This is a genomic window from Vibrio sp. FF266, assembly GCF_041439695.1.
GTDB lineage: Bacteria > Pseudomonadota > Gammaproteobacteria > Enterobacterales > Vibrionaceae > Vibrio > Vibrio tasmaniensis_A.
The window spans coordinates 34124-52918 of record NZ_JBGOOO010000023.1; the positions used below are offsets into that span (position 1 = coordinate 34124).

Annotated in this window: 16 protein-coding genes and 1 pseudogene; 12 read left to right on the top strand and 5 right to left on the bottom strand. The window is 43.9% G+C overall.

Translation table 11 applies throughout. From position 1 onward, the window contains the following. Positions 1-367: 367 nt before the first annotated feature. Positions 368-1204: a 4'-phosphopantetheinyl transferase superfamily protein gene (locus ACED59_RS16425; RefSeq protein ID WP_017098774.1), complete on the top strand. Its 837-nt coding sequence runs from the start codon at positions 368-370 to the stop codon at positions 1202-1204. An 11-nt stretch (positions 1205-1215) separates the two neighbouring features. Here ACED59_RS16425 and ACED59_RS16430 read toward each other — a convergent pair whose 3' ends face one another. Further along, positions 1216-1623 carry a thioesterase family protein gene (locus tag ACED59_RS16430; RefSeq protein WP_009847292.1) on the bottom strand — a complete coding sequence of 136 codons (408 nt, stop codon included), beginning with the start codon at positions 1621-1623 and terminating at the stop codon, positions 1216-1218. A gap of 356 nt (positions 1624-1979) precedes the next feature. On the opposite strand from ACED59_RS16430, the gene ACED59_RS16435 reads away from it, so the two are divergent. The 3 genes from ACED59_RS16435 to ACED59_RS16445 all read left to right on the top strand — a co-directional run bounded on the left by ACED59_RS16435 (position 1980) and on the right by ACED59_RS16445 (position 5160). Beyond that, entirely contained in the window at positions 1980-2975 is a 996-nt protein-coding gene (locus ACED59_RS16435) for a TRAP transporter substrate-binding protein (protein WP_012604509.1), read from the top strand. A gap of 65 nt (positions 2976-3040) precedes the next feature. Continuing rightward, positions 3041-3796, top strand: a complete 756-nt coding sequence (locus ACED59_RS16440) for a TRAP transporter small permease (RefSeq protein WP_009847290.1) — start codon at positions 3041-3043, stop codon at positions 3794-3796. Between the two features lie 2 nt (positions 3797-3798). Then, positions 3799-5160 carry a TRAP transporter large permease gene (locus ACED59_RS16445; RefSeq protein ID WP_004736074.1) on the top strand — a complete coding sequence of 454 codons (1362 nt, stop codon included), beginning with the start codon at positions 3799-3801 and terminating at the stop codon, positions 5158-5160. Between the two features lie 32 nt (positions 5161-5192). Here ACED59_RS16445 and ACED59_RS16450 read toward each other — a convergent pair whose 3' ends face one another. The 3 genes from ACED59_RS16450 to ACED59_RS16460 all read right to left on the bottom strand — a co-directional run bounded on the left by ACED59_RS16450 (position 5193) and on the right by ACED59_RS16460 (position 8662). Then, positions 5193-5366: a hypothetical protein gene (locus ACED59_RS16450; protein WP_017098775.1), complete on the bottom strand. Its 174-nt coding sequence runs from the start codon at positions 5364-5366 to the stop codon at positions 5193-5195. A gap of 77 nt (positions 5367-5443) precedes the next feature. Next, entirely contained in the window at positions 5444-6793 is a 1350-nt protein-coding gene (locus ACED59_RS16455; protein ID WP_012604507.1) for a sigma-54 dependent transcriptional regulator, read from the bottom strand. Positions 6794-6853: 60 nt separating this feature from the next. Continuing rightward, entirely contained in the window at positions 6854-8662 is a 1809-nt protein-coding gene (locus ACED59_RS16460; protein ID WP_017098776.1) for an ATP-binding protein, read from the bottom strand. A 163-nt stretch (positions 8663-8825) separates the two neighbouring features. Here ACED59_RS16460 and ACED59_RS16465 point away from each other — a divergent pair. The 8 genes and pseudogenes from ACED59_RS16465 to ACED59_RS16500 form a co-directional block, all read left to right on the top strand. Further along, a pseudogene (locus tag ACED59_RS16465) lies at positions 8826-9008 on the top strand (hypothetical protein); the annotation flags it as partial. A gap of 294 nt (positions 9009-9302) precedes the next feature. After that, positions 9303-10601, top strand: a complete 1299-nt coding sequence (tig, locus tag ACED59_RS16470) for a trigger factor (RefSeq protein ID WP_004736079.1) — start codon at positions 9303-9305, stop codon at positions 10599-10601. Positions 10602-10706: 105 nt separating this feature from the next. Continuing rightward, positions 10707-11333 carry an ATP-dependent Clp endopeptidase proteolytic subunit ClpP gene (clpP, locus tag ACED59_RS16475; RefSeq protein WP_004736080.1) on the top strand — a complete coding sequence of 209 codons (627 nt, stop codon included), beginning with the start codon at positions 10707-10709 and terminating at the stop codon, positions 11331-11333. A gap of 81 nt (positions 11334-11414) precedes the next feature. Next, positions 11415-12695, top strand: a complete 1281-nt coding sequence (clpX, locus tag ACED59_RS16480) for an ATP-dependent protease ATP-binding subunit ClpX (RefSeq protein ID WP_009847283.1) — start codon at positions 11415-11417, stop codon at positions 12693-12695. A 132-nt stretch (positions 12696-12827) separates the two neighbouring features. Beyond that, complete coding sequence (gene lon / locus ACED59_RS16485; RefSeq protein WP_017098777.1) at positions 12828-15179, top strand: endopeptidase La; 2352 nt, start codon at positions 12828-12830, stop codon at positions 15177-15179. 170 nt (positions 15180-15349) lie between these two features. Continuing rightward, on the top strand, positions 15350-15643 hold the full coding sequence (locus ACED59_RS16490; RefSeq protein ID WP_012604504.1) for an HU family DNA-binding protein: 294 nt from the start codon (positions 15350-15352) through the stop codon (positions 15641-15643). 220 nt (positions 15644-15863) lie between these two features. Next, complete coding sequence (gene ppiD / locus ACED59_RS16495) at positions 15864-17729, top strand: peptidylprolyl isomerase (protein ID WP_017098778.1); 1866 nt, start codon at positions 15864-15866, stop codon at positions 17727-17729. A gap of 221 nt (positions 17730-17950) precedes the next feature. Next, positions 17951-18250, top strand: a complete 300-nt coding sequence (locus ACED59_RS16500; protein ID WP_012604502.1) for a ComEA family DNA-binding protein — start codon at positions 17951-17953, stop codon at positions 18248-18250. Here the strand turns inward: ACED59_RS16500 and rrtA are convergent. Further along, positions 18247-18789: a rhombosortase gene (gene rrtA, locus ACED59_RS16505; protein ID WP_017098779.1), complete on the bottom strand. Its 543-nt coding sequence runs from the start codon at positions 18787-18789 to the stop codon at positions 18247-18249. The genes ACED59_RS16500 and rrtA overlap by 4 nt on opposite strands. Between the last annotated feature and the right edge of the window lie 6 nt (positions 18790-18795).

Sequence of the window (18795 nt, forward strand, 5' to 3'; positions counted from 1 at the left end):
ACTATGATCTGTTCAGACCAGATGAATTTGGCATGGTTTTGGTTTTTGTATTTTTAATTTAATTAACTTATTGATAATTAATGGGTATAGGTTGTTTTTTAGTGTTTTTACTCTATATTTAGACTTGGTGAGATCTATGTCATATTTTTGTAAGTAACATTTAATGGATGCCTCTTGTGTAAGGCTAAGTGTGATCTGTGTTTTAATTTGTTATTATTTGAAAAATTAGTTTTAAGTCCTCATATGAAGGGGGTTTCCCTCCCGTATTCTCTAGGTTCCACTTAATTCATAGCTGAGTTAAATTTGTTCGATTGGATTGTTCCAATCGTGTTTTGAAGAGTGATTTATAGAAGTGAGTTCGAGTTAAATGAAAACTCCCGTTGTTGATTTGTGGCTATGTTCTCTGAGTAACTTAAATGACCAGCCAGACATTGTATCTCAGCTCAAAAAGAGACTGACGGCCGACGAGATAGTCAAAGTTGAGCGCTATCGAATGCCTTCATCTCAAATTCAGGCCCTGTATGTTCGAAACTACCTAAGAAAGGTATTGTCTAGCTATTCTGATTTGATGCCTGAAGCGTGGCGCTTTGAATATGGTGAGAAAGGGAAGCCAAGATTAATTGAGAAACAACAAATAGAAACCGGCCTGAATTTCAATATCAGTCATAGCAAAGAACATTTGTTAATCGCAGTTTGCCAGATAGAAGGTAAGCAAGTTCAGCTAGGTGTTGATATTGAACATGCCAGAAGCTCGACCAATATCGACTCGATCATGAAGCACTATTTTTCAGATACGGAATTGACGGATTTACTTGAGCTCAGCAAAGAAGAACAGAGAGAGCGCTTTTTCGATCTTTGGGCGCTGAAGGAGTCGTATATCAAAGCGACAGGTAAAGGGCTAGCCACATCGTTGCGAAGCTTTTCGTTCGATTTCTCCAATCTGACGGAGCAAACACTGTCACTTCACGCTTCGGATTTTCAACCAAACTTGCAGGATGAAATTAGATTGCATGGTGAAATCAGCATATACAGTGGAGTTGGGTTGGATGTTACTGAGAAAACCGAGAGTTCTACAGGTTGGCAATGTTGCTTGGGGCGGTTGGATGAACAGTATCGTTTCGCCGTGACTCTTGGTGGTCATTTGTTACCCATGCAGATAGAGATGAGAAGCTTTTCGCCGTCTCATCTCTTTACGTCTATGTAGATAAAATAAAGTTAGCTCGTTTCGCCAAGCATCGCTTTTAATACTTCAGCAGGCACTGGCTGCAGTTGCTTGTCTTTATCAAGGCAGACCATTTCAATATCACCAATCACGGCAGGCTTAGTCGCATCTTTACGCCATACCTCTTGTCGCCATAAGGTTTTGTATTTTCCATCGAGTTCAAAAGAGGTTCGGATGTCGCAGATCTCAGCGAACTCAACCCCATCTTGAAAAGTCATGTTGGCTTTATAGACCGCAAAACCTAATCCATGTTCATTCCACAATGTTGCCAGTTTATCGCTACCCAATACATGTTCGCGCGCACGCTCAAAGTACTTTAGAAAGTTAGGGTGATAAACCACACCTGAGTGATCGGTATCTTCATAGTAAATTTGTACTGGGTGATGGTAGATCTGGCTCATTGATATCAACTCTTATTAAGTAGCGTTGTAGTAAATCTGACTAAGTTGTGCAGCACTCTACAGGATAGGTAGAAATTACTTCAAGGCATCATCGACTATCGAGCTTTTGGTCAGACCTCATTCGGCCTTATTCATTACTAATACGTTGGTCAGCTTCCACCCATTTACAAATATTCTATGTGTCACTTTCCACCCATTGATTTTTGCAGCGAGTTGGTGATTGCAGCAGGCAGATATCATGAAGCCTTATGGTTAAAGGGTTGTTAATGATTTGTGTCAATGTGGCGCGCTAATTGCCTTAGTGAAAGCACGCAGTTCCCATTGAAGGGCTGCTTTGTTTACTAAGGAGAATAATAATGTTTAAGCCTCTTACCCTGCTGTCTGTCTCTGCTCTGGCGCTCACAAGTTTTAATGCTGCTGCAAACTGTGACCCAGGTGAAATCGTGATTAAATTCAGTCATGTAACCAATACCGATAAGCACCCGAAAGGCATTGCCGCTTCTTTACTGGAAGAGCGAGTAAACACGGAAATGAATGGCAAAGCTTGTATGCAAGTTTTCCCTAATTCAACACTCTACGATGATAATAAAGTACTGGAAGCCCTGTTAAATGGTGATGTTCAAATGGCGGCTCCTTCGCTGTCTAAATTTGAGAAGTTCACTAAGAAATACCGCATTTTTGACCTTCCTTTCCTATTTGAAGACGTAGAAGCTGTTGACCGTTTCCAAAACTCAGAGTCTGGCGAAAAGCTGAAGAACGCGATGAAGCGTCGTGGCCTTCAAGGCCTAGCGTTTTGGCACAATGGCATGAAACAGATGTCAGCAAACAAACCTCTTATCAATCCTGAAGACGCGGAAGGTTTGAAATTCCGTGTTCAAGCATCAGACGTATTGGTTGCTCAGTTTGAACAGCTAGGTGCTAACCCACAGAAGATGTCTTTCAAAGAAGTATACGGTGGCCTACAAACTAAGGTTATCGATGGCCAAGAGAACACATGGTCAAACATCTACGGTAAGAAGTTCTTTGAAGTACAAGACGGCGTGACAGAAACTAACCACGGTATTCTTGATTACCTGGTAGTAACGTCGAACGACTTCTGGAAAGACCTACCTGAAGATGTACGTACGCAACTTGGCACAATCGTTCAAGAAGTGTCTGAGACTCGTAACGCAGAATCTTCAAAAGTTAACCTAGCGAACAAAAACAACATCATCGAAGCTGGTGGTGAGGTTCGTACGCTTACGCCTGAACAGCGTGAAGCATGGGTAACTGCGCTTCAACCAGTATGGAAGAAGTTTGAAAAAGACATCGGTTCAGATCTTATCGATGCAGCGTTAGCTTCAAACCAATAACACCGCTAAGGGAGTGGCGTGCATTTCGCCACTCCTTATTAAAATAACTATAAGCGGAGTCAATTATGGATAATCCTCAAATGGAACAGCCAAATTCTAGCGAATCAGCACTGGAAACCTCTTTTTTTTCCAAAGTCGGAAGAGTTACCGATGTGATTGAAGAGTCATTAATCGCATTTTTCCTTGGCGCAATGACGCTACTTACTTTTGCCAATGTGGTATTTCGATACGCATTCAATGGCAATATCTTATGGGCACTAGAACTGACGGTGTTCATGTTCGCTTGGATGGTGTTAGTGGGCGCATCTTATGGCGTTAAAAAACACTTCCACATTGGTGTTGATGTGATCATCAACCTTGCCCCAGAAAAGCTACGCAAAGTGTATGCGTTAATCGCCGTCACAAGCTGCCTAGCATTCTCAATCTTACTTCTTATAGGTTCTTGGAATTACTGGTACCCGTTCGCGACTGAGCGCGCTTGGTACGAGACCGATGATATTCCAATGCCAGAGATGCTTCAGTTCCTTGCCGACTGGATGAATGAAGGCGAGCGATACGAGAAACTGCCACGTTTTATTCCTTACATGGCACTGCCTATTGGTATGGCAATGCTGACGTTCCGTTTTGCCCAAGTTGCTTACCAAGTAGTCACAGGCAAGCTTGATCGCATGATAGCGGGGCATGAAGCCGAAGAAGAGCTGGATGCATTGAAAGCTGATGTGTTAGCGGGTTCTGATGAAGACGCGACAGCGGTATTGGATTCGACTAAGCAAAACAAGGCGAACGAGTCGGGTACAAAATCTAACGGTAAGGAAGACTAATCATGGCAATGTTATTTCTATTTTTAATGGTAATTGCTTTCATGTTGGTCGGTGTACCAATTGCGATTTCCCTTGGTTTATCGAGCGTTATATTCTTGTTGATGCACTCTGATGCGTCACTAGCTTCGGTTGCACAAACGTTGTTCAACGCATTTGCAGGCCACTACACACTCTTAGCGATCCCTTTCTTTATCTTGGCCTCTAGCTTCATGTCCACTGGGGGTGTGGCGAAACGTATTATCCGTTTTGCTATCGCAATGGTCGGCTGGTTCCGCGGCGGTTTAGCGATGGCGTCGGTTGTGGCATGTATGATGTTCGCAGCGTTATCTGGATCGTCTCCAGCAACGGTAGTGGCAATCGGTAGTATTGTTATCGCGGGTATGATCAAAAACGGCTACACAAAAGAGTTCGCGGCAGGGGTTATCTGTAACGCGGGTACTTTGGGTATCTTGATTCCACCATCCATCGTTATGGTGGTTTACGCTGCGGCGACGGATGTATCTGTCGGTCGTATGTTCTTAGGCGGCGTGATTCCTGGTCTGTTGGCGGGTGTGATGTTGATGATAGCTATCTACATTGCAGCACGTATTAAGAAAATTCCTGCACAGCCATTTGTGGGCTGGGGTGAGATGTTCGCGGCCGCGAAGGATGCGAGCTGGGGCTTGTTGCTGATTGTTATCATTTTAGGTGGTATCTACGGAGGTATCTTTACTCCGACAGAAGCGGCGGCTGTTGCAGCGGTTTACGCGTTCTTCATTGCCAACTTTATCTACAAAGATATGGGGCCGTTTGCGGACAAGAAAAATACGAAGCCTGCTTTGGTGAAAGTGTTCCAAACGTTTTTCCATAAAGACACCAAAGACACGCTCTATGATGCGGGTAAGCTGACCATCATGTTGTTGTTTATCATTGCCAATGCTCTGATTCTTAAGCATGTACTGACAGAGGAGCGCATTCCTCAGATGATCACGGAATCCATGTTGTCTGCAGGTTTAGGGCCGATCACCTTCTTGATTGTGGTGAACGTTCTACTCTTGATTGGTGGGCAGTTCATGGAGCCATCAGGCTTGCTGATCATCGTTGCGCCGTTGGTATTCCCTATTGCAATTGCACTGGGCATCGACCCAATTCACCTAGGTATCATGATGGTGGTGAACATGGAGATAGGGATGATAACGCCGCCTGTTGGGCTTAATTTGTTTGTGACTGCCGGGGTTGCCAAGATGTCGATGATGAACGTGGTAAAAGCAGCGTTGCCGTGGGTTGGCGTGATGTTCTTGTTCTTGATTATCGTAACTTACGTACCTTGGGTATCAACATGGTTACCGACTACCTTGATGGGGCCTGAGATCATCACTAAGTAGATAGTGAAGTAACAACGAAGTGATGAGGAGGGTTAAACCTCCTCATCGATAATCTTGCCATATCTAGAACCTGAATCAATCTGCTCATACAGCGCTCTTTTTGCCTCTAATTCTGGCGTGTCTAAGTTGACATGATTGTCAGTGTAAAAAATACCGTCAATTTCAAACGTATCGGTGATCGAGGGAACTTTTGTTTTCTCACCCATAATGACCTCCTTACCACCTTGGTTGCATAACATCCTGTTGTGAAATAAGTATAGGTGATCTTGCTCCCAAATTTAATTTAGTTTTCGCTCTGTCGGTATGACTCTTTAACTAGTTGGTGTTTTTGCATTTTATCGTAGAGGGTTTTACGTGGAAGTTGCAGTCTATCCATAGTCTGTTTAATACTGCCATTACATTCAATAAGTGCTTGTTTTAACGTGTTTTTCTCAAAGTCAGACACCAGTTCTGCCAAAGACAGTTCTTGAGTGACTTGATTGGTGTTGTCTGATAAGTGAGAAAGCTTACCTAAAAGTACAAACCGCTCAGCTGTATTACGCAATTCTCGTACATTTCCCGGCCAATCATGGGCTAAAAGCGCGTGCAGCTCCTTTTGTGGAAGTGCTGGTGCTGTCTTGCCATAACGTGCAGCAGCGACCAGTAAGAAGTGGTGGAAGAGTGCTGGGATATCTTCTTGACGGCTTCTTAACGGCGGTAAATCCAAGGTGACAACGTTGAGTCGATAATAGAGGTCTTGGCGGAAAACGCCTTCTTCAGCCGCCTTCTTTAGGTCGACTTTGGTTGCGGCGATTACTCGAATATCGAGAGGCACTAAACCGTTTGAGCCAACCCTTTCAATAACGCGCTCTTGTAAGACGCGCAACAGGCGAATTTGTGCCTGCATCGGCATGGACTCAATTTCATCTAAGAATAGAGTTCCGCCTTGAGCAAATTCAAATTTACCCACTCGCTTGCTTTCTGCGCCAGTGAACGCACCTTTCTCATGACCATACAGTTCACTCTCTATCAGGTTTTCAGGTACCGCACCGCAATTGACGGCGACGAAGTTTTGTTCTCGCCGGCTGCTTTGTTCATGTAGAGAGCGTGCGACCAACTCTTTGCCTGTGCCAGTTTCACCAAAGAGTAAAATGTCAGCGTTAGTATCTGCCACATGAGTGATGATAGAACGCAGGTCGGTCATTGATTGCGTGTCACCAATGATTCTCGGCCCAAGCGCTTTACTGGCCTTTAAAGAGCGCTTCAATTCAAGATTCTCGAGTGTGAGTTGACGTTTTTCTATTGCTCGTTTGGTGGTTTCGATTAGACGTTCATTGGCGAACGGCTTTTCGATGAAGTCATAGGCGCCATCTTGGATCGCTTGTACAGCCATCGAAATATCGCCGTGACCAGTAATCATAATCACGGGGATCTCTTTGTCTTTGTGCATCACGGTGTTGAGCAGATCATGCCCGGATAGACCTGGTAGACAGATATCAGTGATGATCACGTGAGGTAAGCCGTTTTCTTGAATCGCGAGCAGAGCAGACTCCGCATCGGGAAAGAATTCGGCATCAATATCGGCGAGCTCAAAGCTCTGTTCAATAGCCATTCTCAGATCGGATTCATCATCAATGAAATAGACGTGACACATAGTTATTCCTTTAATCTTTTATTTTTATTGTTGGTGAAGGTGTACTGGTTTGCTTAGCGACTAATCTGATTCTTTTGTTGGAACTATGGGTAACTCGATACTAAATCGAGCCCCGCCTTGAGGGCTACTACCGGTAACGAGCTTGCCATTTATTCCGCTGATTATTTGTTGAGAAATCGATAGCCCAAGTCCAAGTCCATTTTTCTTGGTGGTATGGAAGGGTTCAAAAAAATTTCCGTTAGAAGGGGAGGTGAAGCCTGGACCATTGTCATCGACATGAATCAGCAAGGTCTTGGCTTGTTGATGGTCGGGCTTCCTAATCTCTAACAGAATAGCTAATTGTTTGTCGTCTTGTTGTTCCATCGCCTGAATCGCGTTAGTCAGCAAATTAATGATCACTTGTTCCAATTGAATGGCGTTGGCGAGCACGCAAGCATCAAAGGTTTCAGGAAGTTCGTTGACCTTTACTCGTTCACTCTTGAGTTGTGGTTTCATCAGTTCTTTTGACGAGTGCAATACTGGCAGTATCTGTAACGTGTGCAGCTCTTCCGCAGTGGATTTCTTTGCAAAGGAACGAAGCTGGTGGCTTATCTTAGCCATACGGTCAGTGAGCGCCGAGATTCGCGATAGGTTGTCATCGACACGCTCGGTTTTTTCTTTGGCAAGAAACAGTCGGCCGTTGTCGGCATAACTGCGAATCGCAGCAAGCGGGTTATTCAGTTCATGGCTGATGCTTGCTGACATTTGCCCCAACACTGCCAGTTTGGCGGCTTGGATGAGTTCGTCTTGTGTCTGCCTCAGTACATGTTCAGTTTCGATTCGGTGCTTAATCTCGACATGCAACTCTGATGTTCGTTCAAGCACTTGAAATTCTAGCTTTTGCTTGGCTTCGGATTGCAGTCTGTCTATCTGAGCTCGTCTTTGTTGTCGATGGTGATTGAGTTGCATCGTTAGATAAATAATCGCAAAAATAAGGCTCAAAACCACAAGGTAAGCAACCAAGTCCCACCAAACTAAGTGGGTCGGAGAAAATACTCGTATGGTGAGTTTTGGCTCGGCTAGGAAGCGTGAGGAGTTAAAGAACTGCTCTTGGACGAGCTTGTGGGGAGACTCAATATTGCTAGTAGCACTCTCTAAGTCACCGGAGAAGTGCAGGCTTTCTATTTTTGTATCGAGATACTGCCTGCTTTCTTGAATTTGAGTGTGTTGTTCTTCGCTTAATGGTTGAAGGCTTTTGAACAGCCACTCAGGATTACTCGACATAAATACGATCTGGTCTTTATCGTCAGCAACAAAAAAACTCTGTTTGCCTTTCCAACTTGCTTCAATCAGCGATAAATCCATCTTTACGACAATGACGCCAATAATCTCGGCGGCATAGGCGACGGGGTAAGAATAATAATAGCCTCGTTTCCCAGAGGTTGAACCTAGCGCAAAATATTGATTTTCATTGCCAAGAATCGCTTCTTGAAAGTAGGGACGGAAAGCGAAATTTCGCCGAATAAAAGAACGCGGTAGATTCCAGTTACTGGCTGCTATGGTGGTGCCAATGCTATCTAACAGATAGGTGTCCGATGCTTGAATCACCGAGTTTACGTGTTCTAGGTAGCGATTGGTGAGTTCGATTTGCGCAGAGTTACTTGGAGAGTGAAGAGCATCGACCAACTCTTTGTCTTTTGAAAGCAGCTCGGGAATGTGCGCGAACTTGTCGAGTTGGCTTGAAATATGAACCGAAAATCGGTCTAGCTTAGATTGATGATCATTTAACAAACTTTCATGGCTTGTGTTCCACACCCAATGACCGCCGAACACCATTAGTAAACTGTATGTGGCCATTAATAGGATTGGGATTCTCAAAGCTTGAAACATGAAGGCTCTCCGCTCATTTCTTTGGTAAATAATCAAGCCTGTCTTCTCTCGTTTATGGTAGCAAATAGCGGTAGTGTTTGCTGAAAGTAGACAGTCGCCAGATGGATGTAGGTTAAGGGTTTGTAACGGGGATTGTTGAAAAAGTTATCGACTCTGAGGGGTAAAACAAGAGCAAGATCTCTTTTTAAGGTTTTTAGCAAAAAAAGCCCTCGATTCCCTTGAAAAAGTCGCTATTGTCCCCATTTCTGTTGTGCTAAGTGATGATTTGATCGTTTTTGTATCATTTAGTTGGACGAATTTAGAGCATTCATCATCATGCAGAGGTGAACGGCTCGACAGAGATTAAACAGATCGCTAGAATGTCGCGTCTAAAATTTCTGTCCTGAGGCTAATCGGAGATACCTTTCTTGTTTTCGAAAACAAGCTTTATTGCGTTTTAATCGACGCGTGAAGAACGAAGATATCGCTGATTAGTCTGGTGTTTGGTTGAATAATCAATTCAGACATCAATGCTCGATTTTAAATTAGGTGTTCGGATAGAGCACTACACAAGGATGCAGCCAACAACGTCGGCTTTTGAATTAAAGCTAAGTTACGGCTCATATGCTCAGATTACTGAGCCAGTTTTGAGGTTTATATAATGCAAGTTACTGTTGAAACGCTAGAAGGCCTAGAGCGCCGTCTTAATATTACTGTTCCTGCTGCTAACATCGAAGATGCAGTTACAGCTGAACTACGCAACATCGCGAAAAACCGTCGTTTCGATGGCTTCCGTAAAGGCAAAGTGCCAATGAAGATGGTTGCTAAAATGTACGGCAAAGCAGTACGTCAAGACGTGATGGGCGAAGTAATGCAACGTCACTTCATCGAAGCGATCGTTAAAGAGAAAATCAACCCAGCTGGCGCACCTACTTTCGCACCAGTTGAAAACAACGAAGGCGCTGACCTAGTATTCAACGCAACTTTTGAAGTTTACCCAGAAGTTGAGCTGAAAGGTCTAGAAAACATCACTGTTGAAAAACCAGCAGTAGAAGTTAAAGAAGCTGACGTTGAAGAGATGATCGAAACTCTACGTAAGCAACAAGCGACTTGGACTGAAGTTGAAGCTGCTGCTGACGCTGGTTCTCGTGCAACTATCGACTTCGTTGGTTCTATCGACGGTGAAGAGTTTGAAGGCGGCAAAGCTGAGAACTTCCCACTAGAGATGGGCGCTGGTCGCATGATCCCTGGTTTTGAAGACGGTATCGTTGGTAAAACAGCAGGTATGGAATTCGAAATCGAAGTAAACTTCCCAGAAGATTACCACGCTGAAAACCTAAAAGGTAAAGCTGCTAAGTTCTCTATCAAGCTGAACAAAGTTGAAGCTCGTGAGCTTCCAGAACTAAACGAAGAATTCGTTTCTAAGTTCGGCGCAGCTGAAGGCGTTGAAGGCCTTAAAGCTGAAGTTCGTAAGAACATGGAGCGTGAGCTTAAGCAAGCTGTTAAGAACCGCATCAAAGAGCAAGCAATCGACGGTCTAGTTAACGAAAACAACATCGACGTACCTTCTGCTCTAATCGATCAAGAGATCGGTGTTCTACGTCAACAAGCTGCTCAACGTTTCGGTGGTAACACTGAAGCTGCTGACCAACTTCCACGTGAGCTGTTCGAAGAGCAAGCTAAACGTCGCGTAGTTGTAGGTCTTCTTCTTGGTGAAGTAATCAAGACTGAAGAGCTAAAAGCTGATGACGAGAAAGTTAAAGCTATCATCGAAGAGATGGCTACAGCATACGAAGATCCAACAGAAGTTATTGCTTACTACGAGCAAAACGAGCAAATGATGAACAACATGCGCAATGTTGCTCTAGAAGAGCAAGCTATTGATGCAATCATCGCTAAAGCTCAAGTTTCTGATAAAGAAGTTAGCTTCAACGAGCTAATGAATCAGCAACCTGCTTAATATAGTAATATCTGACGTAGAAGGTTGACGTACGGTCAACAATTCTGCTAACAATGGTCCGTATGATTTAATCATTCGGGCCATTTATTTTAGGGACATAAGAATATGAGCTACCAAGAAAAAAATACAATGCCATCGATTATGGACGCACTAGTTCCTATGGTGGTTGAACAGACTTCCCGTGGTGAACGTTCTTACGATATTTATTCTCGTCTATTAAAAGAACGTATCATTTTCTTAACAGGTCAAGTGGAAGACCACATGGCAAATCTTGTCGTGGCTCAACTGCTTTTCTTGGAATCAGAAAACCCAGACAAAGATATCTATCTTTACATCAACTCACCTGGCGGTAGCGTAACAGCGGGCATGTCTATCTATGATACAATGCAGTTCATCAAGCCAAACGTGAGCACCGTATGTATGGGTCAAGCTTGCTCTATGGGTGCATTCTTACTAGCGGGTGGTACTCCGGGTAAGCGTCACGTGCTTCCAAACTCACGTGTAATGATTCACCAGCCACTTGGCGGCTTCCAAGGCCAAGCGTCTGATATTCAAATTCACGCGCAAGAGATCCTAACGATCAAGCAAAAGCTAAACAAACTATTGGCAGAGCACACAGGTCAGCCTCTAGAGGTTGTTGAGCGTGATACAGATCGTGACAATTTCATGTCTGCTGATCAGGCTGTAGAATACGGTTTGGTGGATTCAGTTCTTAATCACCGCGGTCAATAATTGCAGGGCAATTGTTTAACGCAAAGTGATTCAAATTGATATACACTCAAACATAGAGAGTAAAGGCTAAGAGGTTAGCGAATGACAGATAAAAGCAAAGAGGGTGGTAGCGGTAAATTGCTTTACTGCTCTTTCTGTGGCAAAAGCCAGCACGAAGTTCGCAAGTTAATCGCAGGTCCTTCTGTTTACATTTGTGATGAATGTGTCGATCTTTGTAACGACATTATTCGTGAAGAAATTAAAGATGTTCTTCCAAAGAAAGAATCGGAATCGCTGCCAACGCCGCGTGAGATTCGTGAGCATCTTGACGACTATGTAATCGGTCAAGAATACGCGAAAAAAGTGCTAGCAGTTGCAGTATATAACCACTACAAGCGTTTACGTAATGGTGATACGACGGCTGAAGGCGTAGAGCTCGGTAAGAGTAACATTCTTCTTATTGGTCCTACTGGTAGTGGTAAAACCCTACTGGCTGAAACACTGGCTCGTTTCCTAGACGTTCCTTTCACAATGGCAGATGCAACAACACTAACCGAAGCGGGTTATGTAGGCGAAGATGTTGAAAACATCATCCAGAAGTTGCTTCAGAAATGTGATTACGACGTAGCGAAAGCGGAACGCGGCATTGTTTACATCGATGAAATCGATAAGATTTCTCGTAAAGCTGAAAACCCATCGATCACGCGTGACGTGTCTGGTGAAGGTGTACAGCAAGCTCTATTAAAACTTGTTGAAGGTACAGTAGCTTCAGTTCCACCTCAAGGTGGTCGTAAGCATCCACAGCAAGAGTTCTTGCAAGTGGACACGTCTAAGATCCTATTTATCTGTGGTGGTGCGTTTGCCGGCCTAGATAAAGTGATTGAGCAACGTGTAGAAACAGGTTCAGGTATCGGCTTTGGCGCAGAAGTGCGTTCAAAAGACGAAACCAAAACTATCGGTGAACTGTTCACTCAAGTAGAACCTGAAGATCTAGTGAAGTATGGTTTGATTCCAGAATTCATTGGTCGTCTACCTGTTACAACAACACTGACAGAGCTTGATGAAGAAGCGCTAATCCAAATCCTTTGTGAGCCAAAGAATGCACTGACAAAACAGTACGCTGCATTATTTGAGCTTGAGGATACAGAGTTAGAATTCCGTGAAGACGCCCTACGCGCAATTGCGAAGAAAGCAATGAACCGTAAAACGGGTGCTCGTGGTCTACGCTCTATCTTGGAAGGTGTTCTACTAGAAACTATGTACGAACTGCCATCTTCAACTGATGTAAGCAAGGTTGTGATTGATGAGTCGGTAATTAATGGTGAGTCAGAACCACTATTGATTTACAGCAACTCAGATAACCAAGCAGCTGTTGCAGAGTAGGTCTTTTTAAGACTACACACTCAAATTGAAAAAGGAGGTAAGCAATTACCTCCTTTTTTTTATTCTTCCATTGAATCCAGTCGTTTAAGCCCCATATACTGCTTTATAAGTTAAAGCGGAAGAGAGAAATATATGAACTTGGAACGTTCCGAGCGTATCGAAATCCCCGTGCTACCTCTACGTGATGTAGTGGTTTACCCACACATGGTTATTCCATTGTTTGTTGGTCGTGAAAAATCGATTACTTGCCTTGAATCGGCAATGGAAGCTAACAAACAAGTACTACTTGTAGCGCAGAAAGAAGCGGACACTGATGAGCCTTCAATCGACGACCTATTTAACGTAGGTACAGTCGCTACTATTCTTCAGTTGCTAAAGCTGCCAGATGGTACCGTAAAAGTACTTGTCGAAGGTCAGCAGCGTGCAAAAATTCACCAGTTCAAAGAGAGTGAGTTTTTCTTAGCGGATGCCGAATACGTTGTAACCTCAGAACTTGACGAAAAAGAACAAGAAGTGGTTGTTCGCAGTGCGATCAATCAATTCGAAGGCTTTATTAAGCTGAACAAAAAGATTCCACCAGAGGTTCTAACCTCGCTGAACGGTATTGATGAGGCTGCTCGCCTTGCTGATACGATTGCTGCGCACATGCCACTTAAACTGGTAGATAAGCAGCACGTTCTAGAAATTTCAGATGTGACGGAACGCCTGGAATTCTTGATGGGCCAAATGGAGTCAGAAATTGATATCCTGCAAGTTGAAAAACGCATCCGTGGCCGCGTTAAGAAACAGATGGAAAAGTCTCAGCGTGAGTACTATCTGAATGAGCAAATGAAAGCGATTCAGAAAGAACTGGGCGAGATGGACGACGCGCCTGATGAATTCGAGACTCTGAAGAAGAAGATCGAAGATTCTAAGATGCCTCAAGAAGCTCGTGAAAAAACTGAGCAAGAACTGCAAAAACTGAAAATGATGTCGCCAATGTCTGCTGAAGCAACAGTAGTACGTAGTTACATTGATTGGATGGTAGGCGTTCCTTGGGCTAAGCGTTCAAAAGTTAAAAAGAATTTAGCGAAAGCGGAAGAGATCTTAAACGAAGATCACTATGGCTTAGAGCGTGTTAAAGAACGTATTCTTGAGTACTTGGCAGTACAAAATCGTATCAACAAGCTAAAAGGTCCAATCCTTTGTCTTGTAGGTCCTCCTGGTGTTGGTAAAACCTCACTAGGTCGTTCGATTGCTGCGGCAACGGGTCGTAAGTACACACGTATGGCGCTAGGCGGCGTTCGTGATGAAGCTGAGATTCGTGGTCACCGTCGTACGTACATCGGTTCACTTCCGGGTAAATTAATCCAGAAGATGTCTAAAGTTGGCGTTAAGAACCCACTGTTCCTATTAGATGAAATCGATAAGATGTCTTCTGATATGCGTGGCGACCCATCTTCAGCGCTTCTAGAAGTTCTAGACCCTGAGCAAAACAATGCATTCAACGATCACTATCTAGAAGTCGATTACGATCTGTCTGATGTGATGTTCGTGGCAACGTCTAACTCAATGGACATTCCTGGCCCACTGCTGGACCGTATGGAAGTGATTCGCCTGTCTGGTTACACAGAAGATGAAAAGCTGAACATTGCTAAGAGCCACCTATTGGACAAGCAAGTTCAACGCAACGGTCTTAAGCCTCATGAGATTGAGATTGAAGACTCTGCAATCATCGGCATCATTCGTTACTACACACGTGAAGCGGGTGTACGTAGCCTAGAGCGTGAAATCTCTAAGATCTGTCGTAAAGCTGTGAAGAACATCTTGCTAGACAGCGACCTTAAGTCTGTAACGGTTAATATTGATAACCTGAAAGAGTACTTAGGCGTTCAACGTCATGACTTCGGTAAAGCGGATGAAAGTAACCGTATTGGTCAAGTGACTGGTTTAGCTTGGACTCAAGTTGGTGGTGATCTACTGACTATCGAAACTGAAGCAATGCCGGGTAAAGGTAAGCTAACGCAAACCGGTTCACTTGGTGATGTGATGAAAGAATCGATTCAAGCGGCAATGACCGTGGTTCGTTCTCGTGCCGAGAAACTGGGTATTAACTCAGATTTCTACGAAAAGCGCGATATTCACGTTCACGTACCGGAAGGTGCTACACCGAAAGATGGCCCTAGTGCGGGTATCGCAATGTGTACTGCATTGGTCTCTAGCTTAACGGGTAACCCTGTAAAAGCAGAGGTTGGTATGACCGGTGAAATTACCCTTCGTGGTGAAGTTTTACCTATCGGTGGCTTGAAAGAAAAGCTTCTTGCAGCGCACCGCGGTGGCATTAAAACGGTCTTGATTCCTAAAGACAATGAACGTGATTTGGAAGAGATTCCAGACAACGTAATCGCTGACTTGAAGGTGATTCCGGTTCAATGGATTGATGAAGTACTGAAAGTCGCACTAGAACGAGATCCGTCAGGGGTCGAGTTCGACGTGAAAAAATAGTGATGCATAGCAAAAATAAGTAAAGAATTACGCTGATAGACCCGAAAAGGCTTGTCAGCGTTTTTTTTGGACGCTAAGTTATTCGACTAAAGCGGCAGCCCTTTTGTAATAAGGCTTGCGGCTAAATTAAAACCAAAATGGAACGTACAGTCATCGAGAAGTAGTCACAGATGACACATAGGGGAAAAACAGTGAATAAAACACAACTAGTAGAATCAATCGCAGAAAACGCAGACATCTCTAAAGCTTCAGCTGGTCGCGCTCTAGACGCTTTCATCGAAGCAGTTGGCACAACGTTACAATCAGGCGACCAAGTTGCACTTGTTGGCTTTGGTACTTTCAGTGTTCGTACTCGTGCTGCTCGTACAGGTCGTAACCCAAAAACTGGTGAAGAGATCCAAATCGCAGAAGCTAAAGTACCTGGCTTCAAAGCGGGTAAAGCACTTAAAGACGCATGTAACTAATTTTTGTTGCTGAAACCTCGAGTTTTGTGAGGGGAAGGCAGTAATATGCGTTTACTGTTTGAACAATGATGTTTCATTTTTAAACAGTATATGTGCAAAGCACATTGAACTTATTTAAATTATGCGCATCCTACTGATGCGCATTTCTTTTTCTGATAATATCGCGTGAATAGATTTTTATTTTGAAGCCAATGCTTCATATCCGGAGAGCACTTAAATTATGATGGATCGATTACGCGAAGGCGTGAATAGCATCGCGGTAAAAATTATCCTTGGGTTGATTATCCTGTCATTCGTATTCGCAGGTGTAGGCAGCTACATCACCGGTGGCGGTAACAACGCAGCAGCTAAAGTTGGCAACACAGAAATTGCTCGTGGTGAGTTCGAACAAGCTTACCAAAACGAACGTAATCGCATGCAATCTCAACTTGGCGATTACTTCGCTCAAATGCTTGCAGACCCTGCATACGTTGAGTCTTTCCGTAAGTCAGTACTTGATCGCATGATCAACGATGTTCTACTTGAGCAGCAAGCAGAGTCTCTAGGCCTACGAATCAGTGATTCTCAAATCCGTACCATGATTCTAGAAATGCCTCAGTTTCAAACGGCTGGTCAATTCGACCAAGAAGTTTACCAATCGGCATTACGTCGTGCAGGTTTCAGCGCAGAAAGCTTCGCTGAATACATGCGTCGTGACCTAATGCGTAACCAGTTTGTTACTGCACTTCAAGGCAGTGAATTTGTTCTTCAAGGCGAAATTGATATTCAGAGCAAGCTTATTGCTCAAACTCGTGACATTCGCACAGTGACACTATCTGTTGCTGACCTAGCGAAAAATATCGAGTTAACTGACGAGCAAATCGAACAGTACTACCAAGAGAACCCTGCGGCTTACACTCGTCCAGAGCAGGCTAAGGTGTCTTACATCGAACTTTCTGCTGAAGCACTTAAATCGCAACTTGAAGTTAGCGATGAGGAAGCACAGAAATACTACCAAGAGCATCTAGACAAGTACTCTACTGAAGAGCAACGTAAAGTTAGCCACATTCTAGTTCAAGGTGATGACGAAGCGAAAGCTCAGTCTATCCTAGACGAGCTAAATGCAGGTGCTGATTTTGCTACGCTAGCAGAAGAAAAATCTGACGACTTCGGTAGTGCAGATGTTGGCGGTGACCTAGGTTGGATTGAACGCGATGTTATGGATCCAGCATTCGAAGAGGCGGCTTTCGCTCTTGAGAATATTGGCGATACGACTGGCTTAGTTAAATCTGATTTTGGCTACCACATCATCAAGCTAGACGAAGTAAAAGCATCTCAAGCTCAGCCTTACACTGAAGTTGCTACTGATATTAAGCAAGAGCTTCTAGACCAACACGCCGTTGATCAGTTCTACGAGCAACAAACTGAACTTGAAAAAGTAGCGTTTGAATTCCCAGATTCTCTAGACGACTCTGCTGAAGCTATCAACGCGAAGATCACGACGACTGATTTCATCTCTCAAGCTGACGCTCCAGAAGTTCTGATGACGCCTGCAGTAATGCAAGCTATCTTGAGCCCTGAAGTGAAAGAAGACGGTTTGAACTCTGAAGTTATCGAAGTGGCTCCTGAGCACGTTATTGTTGTACGTGTAGAAGAGACTCGCGACGAAACAGTTCTTCCTTTAGCAGAAGTGAAAGATCAAGTTGTAGCTGCATTGTCTGCTGTAAAAGCAGAGCAACAAGCGGTAGAGCTAGGTGTTTCTCTAGTAAACGAACTTAAGCAAGGTAATGAAGCGGTACTGGCGGATAACAGCCTTGAGTTTACTGAACTTGAAACCATTGACCGTAATTCTCCATTAGCTGCATCTGTATTCGCTCTAGTGAAACCAGAAGCCGGCCAAGCTGTGTTCGGTCAATCTAAAGATCAAGACGGTAACATCGTTGTTGTTGAGCTTTCTAAAGTAACGGCTGAAATCAACCCTGCTTACAGCACACAACTTGGTGCACAGTTAGAGCGCGTTGGTAATCAACAAGACCTTACTAATGTACTAAACGTACTGCGTAAAAATGCAGACGTTGAATACTACATCGTTGGTCAAGCTCAATAAGCTTTGAATTTACTCGGTAGTCTTCTGCCGAGTAATGCAACTTGAGAATACAACTTGAAAGTAGTGCAGCAACTCGGTTTGCGAGCTAGCTAACAAATTGATGAAAATTAGATGTATAACGAAGCGGGTCACTTAGGTGACCCGCTTTATTTTTGTCTGGTGAGTGTTTTATCTAGCGCAGCAAATGCATAAGTTACGTTTTTTGAACAAAGGAACGGTTTATGCGCACGATATATTCAACATTATTTCTTACATTTCTGATTCTGTTAAGCCCCGCAGCGTATGCAGACAGCCCAACTAAGGCAGAGCTTTACGATGGCATTGAGATTACGGTCAATATCAATACCGCGACAGCTGAAGAGCTGTCAGCGCTATTGGTTGGTGTTGGGGATAAGAAAGCTCAAGAGATCGTCGATTACAGGGATCAAAACGGGGCATTTACGACTGCTGATGATTTGGTGAGTGTGAAAGGGATAGGTGAAGCCACGGTTAAAAAGAACCGCGAAAGAATTCAACTTTAATCCGTTTGTCTACTTGTTAGAAATGAAGCGATAGATATGAAGCCTCCGGCCAGTGCACCTGCTAGGTGGGCTTCAATCGCGACACGAGCATTAATCAGTTCTCCAGTCGTGCTAGAAGGGCCAACAAGCTGCTCCCAAGCGATTTTAACGATTAATCCCAACACTAACAGCCAACTTGATCTCCTAACGTTTAAAGCCTCACTGAGCGCGAATAAGCCAAATAACCCATGCAAAGAGCCAGATAGGCCAACATAGATCTGAATACTCGAAAACAACAAAGCGACCCCAGTGACTAAACTAATCACAAGCAGAGCAAGAGCAAGCTGTTTTTTACTCGGTTGAAACAGATAGCTGATGATCCATAAGCCGGCTAGATTCATCAGAAGGTGCGAGTAGTTGGTATGTGAAAAGTTTCCTGTTAGGATCCGCCACCATTGCCCATCGGCGATCGCATTTTTATCCCAAACTACCCAAGCCTGAACAGGCTCTAGTTGGAATAATACGCATAAAAGTGAAGTGAAAATTAAAACAGGGTACACATTAAA

Excerpts from the sequence above, each read along its gene's own strand:
- ACED59_RS16425 (WP_017098774.1), top strand. The coding sequence starts at position 368 with ATGAAAACTCCCGTTGTTGATTTGTGGCTATGTTCTCTGAGTAACTTA.
- ACED59_RS16430 (WP_009847292.1), bottom strand. The coding sequence starts at position 1,623 with ATGAGCCAGATCTACCATCACCCAGTACAAATTTACTATGAAGATACC.
- ACED59_RS16435 (WP_012604509.1), top strand. The coding sequence starts at position 1,980 with ATGTTTAAGCCTCTTACCCTGCTGTCTGTCTCTGCTCTGGCGCTCACA.
- ACED59_RS16440 (WP_009847290.1), top strand. The coding sequence starts at position 3,041 with ATGGATAATCCTCAAATGGAACAGCCAAATTCTAGCGAATCAGCACTG.
- ACED59_RS16445 (WP_004736074.1), top strand. The coding sequence starts at position 3,799 with ATGGCAATGTTATTTCTATTTTTAATGGTAATTGCTTTCATGTTGGTC.
- ACED59_RS16450 (WP_017098775.1), bottom strand. The coding sequence starts at position 5,366 with ATGGGTGAGAAAACAAAAGTTCCCTCGATCACCGATACGTTTGAAATT.
- ACED59_RS16455 (WP_012604507.1), bottom strand. The coding sequence starts at position 6,793 with ATGTGTCACGTCTATTTCATTGATGATGAATCCGATCTGAGAATGGCT.
- ACED59_RS16460 (WP_017098776.1), bottom strand. The coding sequence starts at position 8,662 with ATGTTTCAAGCTTTGAGAATCCCAATCCTATTAATGGCCACATACAGT.
- tig (WP_004736079.1), top strand. The coding sequence starts at position 9,303 with ATGCAAGTTACTGTTGAAACGCTAGAAGGCCTAGAGCGCCGTCTTAAT.
- clpP (WP_004736080.1), top strand. The coding sequence starts at position 10,707 with ATGAGCTACCAAGAAAAAAATACAATGCCATCGATTATGGACGCACTA.
- clpX (WP_009847283.1), top strand. The coding sequence starts at position 11,415 with ATGACAGATAAAAGCAAAGAGGGTGGTAGCGGTAAATTGCTTTACTGC.
- lon (WP_017098777.1), top strand. The coding sequence starts at position 12,828 with ATGAACTTGGAACGTTCCGAGCGTATCGAAATCCCCGTGCTACCTCTA.
- ACED59_RS16490 (WP_012604504.1), top strand. The coding sequence starts at position 15,350 with ATGACACATAGGGGAAAAACAGTGAATAAAACACAACTAGTAGAATCA.
- ppiD (WP_017098778.1), top strand. The coding sequence starts at position 15,864 with ATGATGGATCGATTACGCGAAGGCGTGAATAGCATCGCGGTAAAAATT.
- ACED59_RS16500 (WP_012604502.1), top strand. The coding sequence starts at position 17,951 with ATGCGCACGATATATTCAACATTATTTCTTACATTTCTGATTCTGTTA.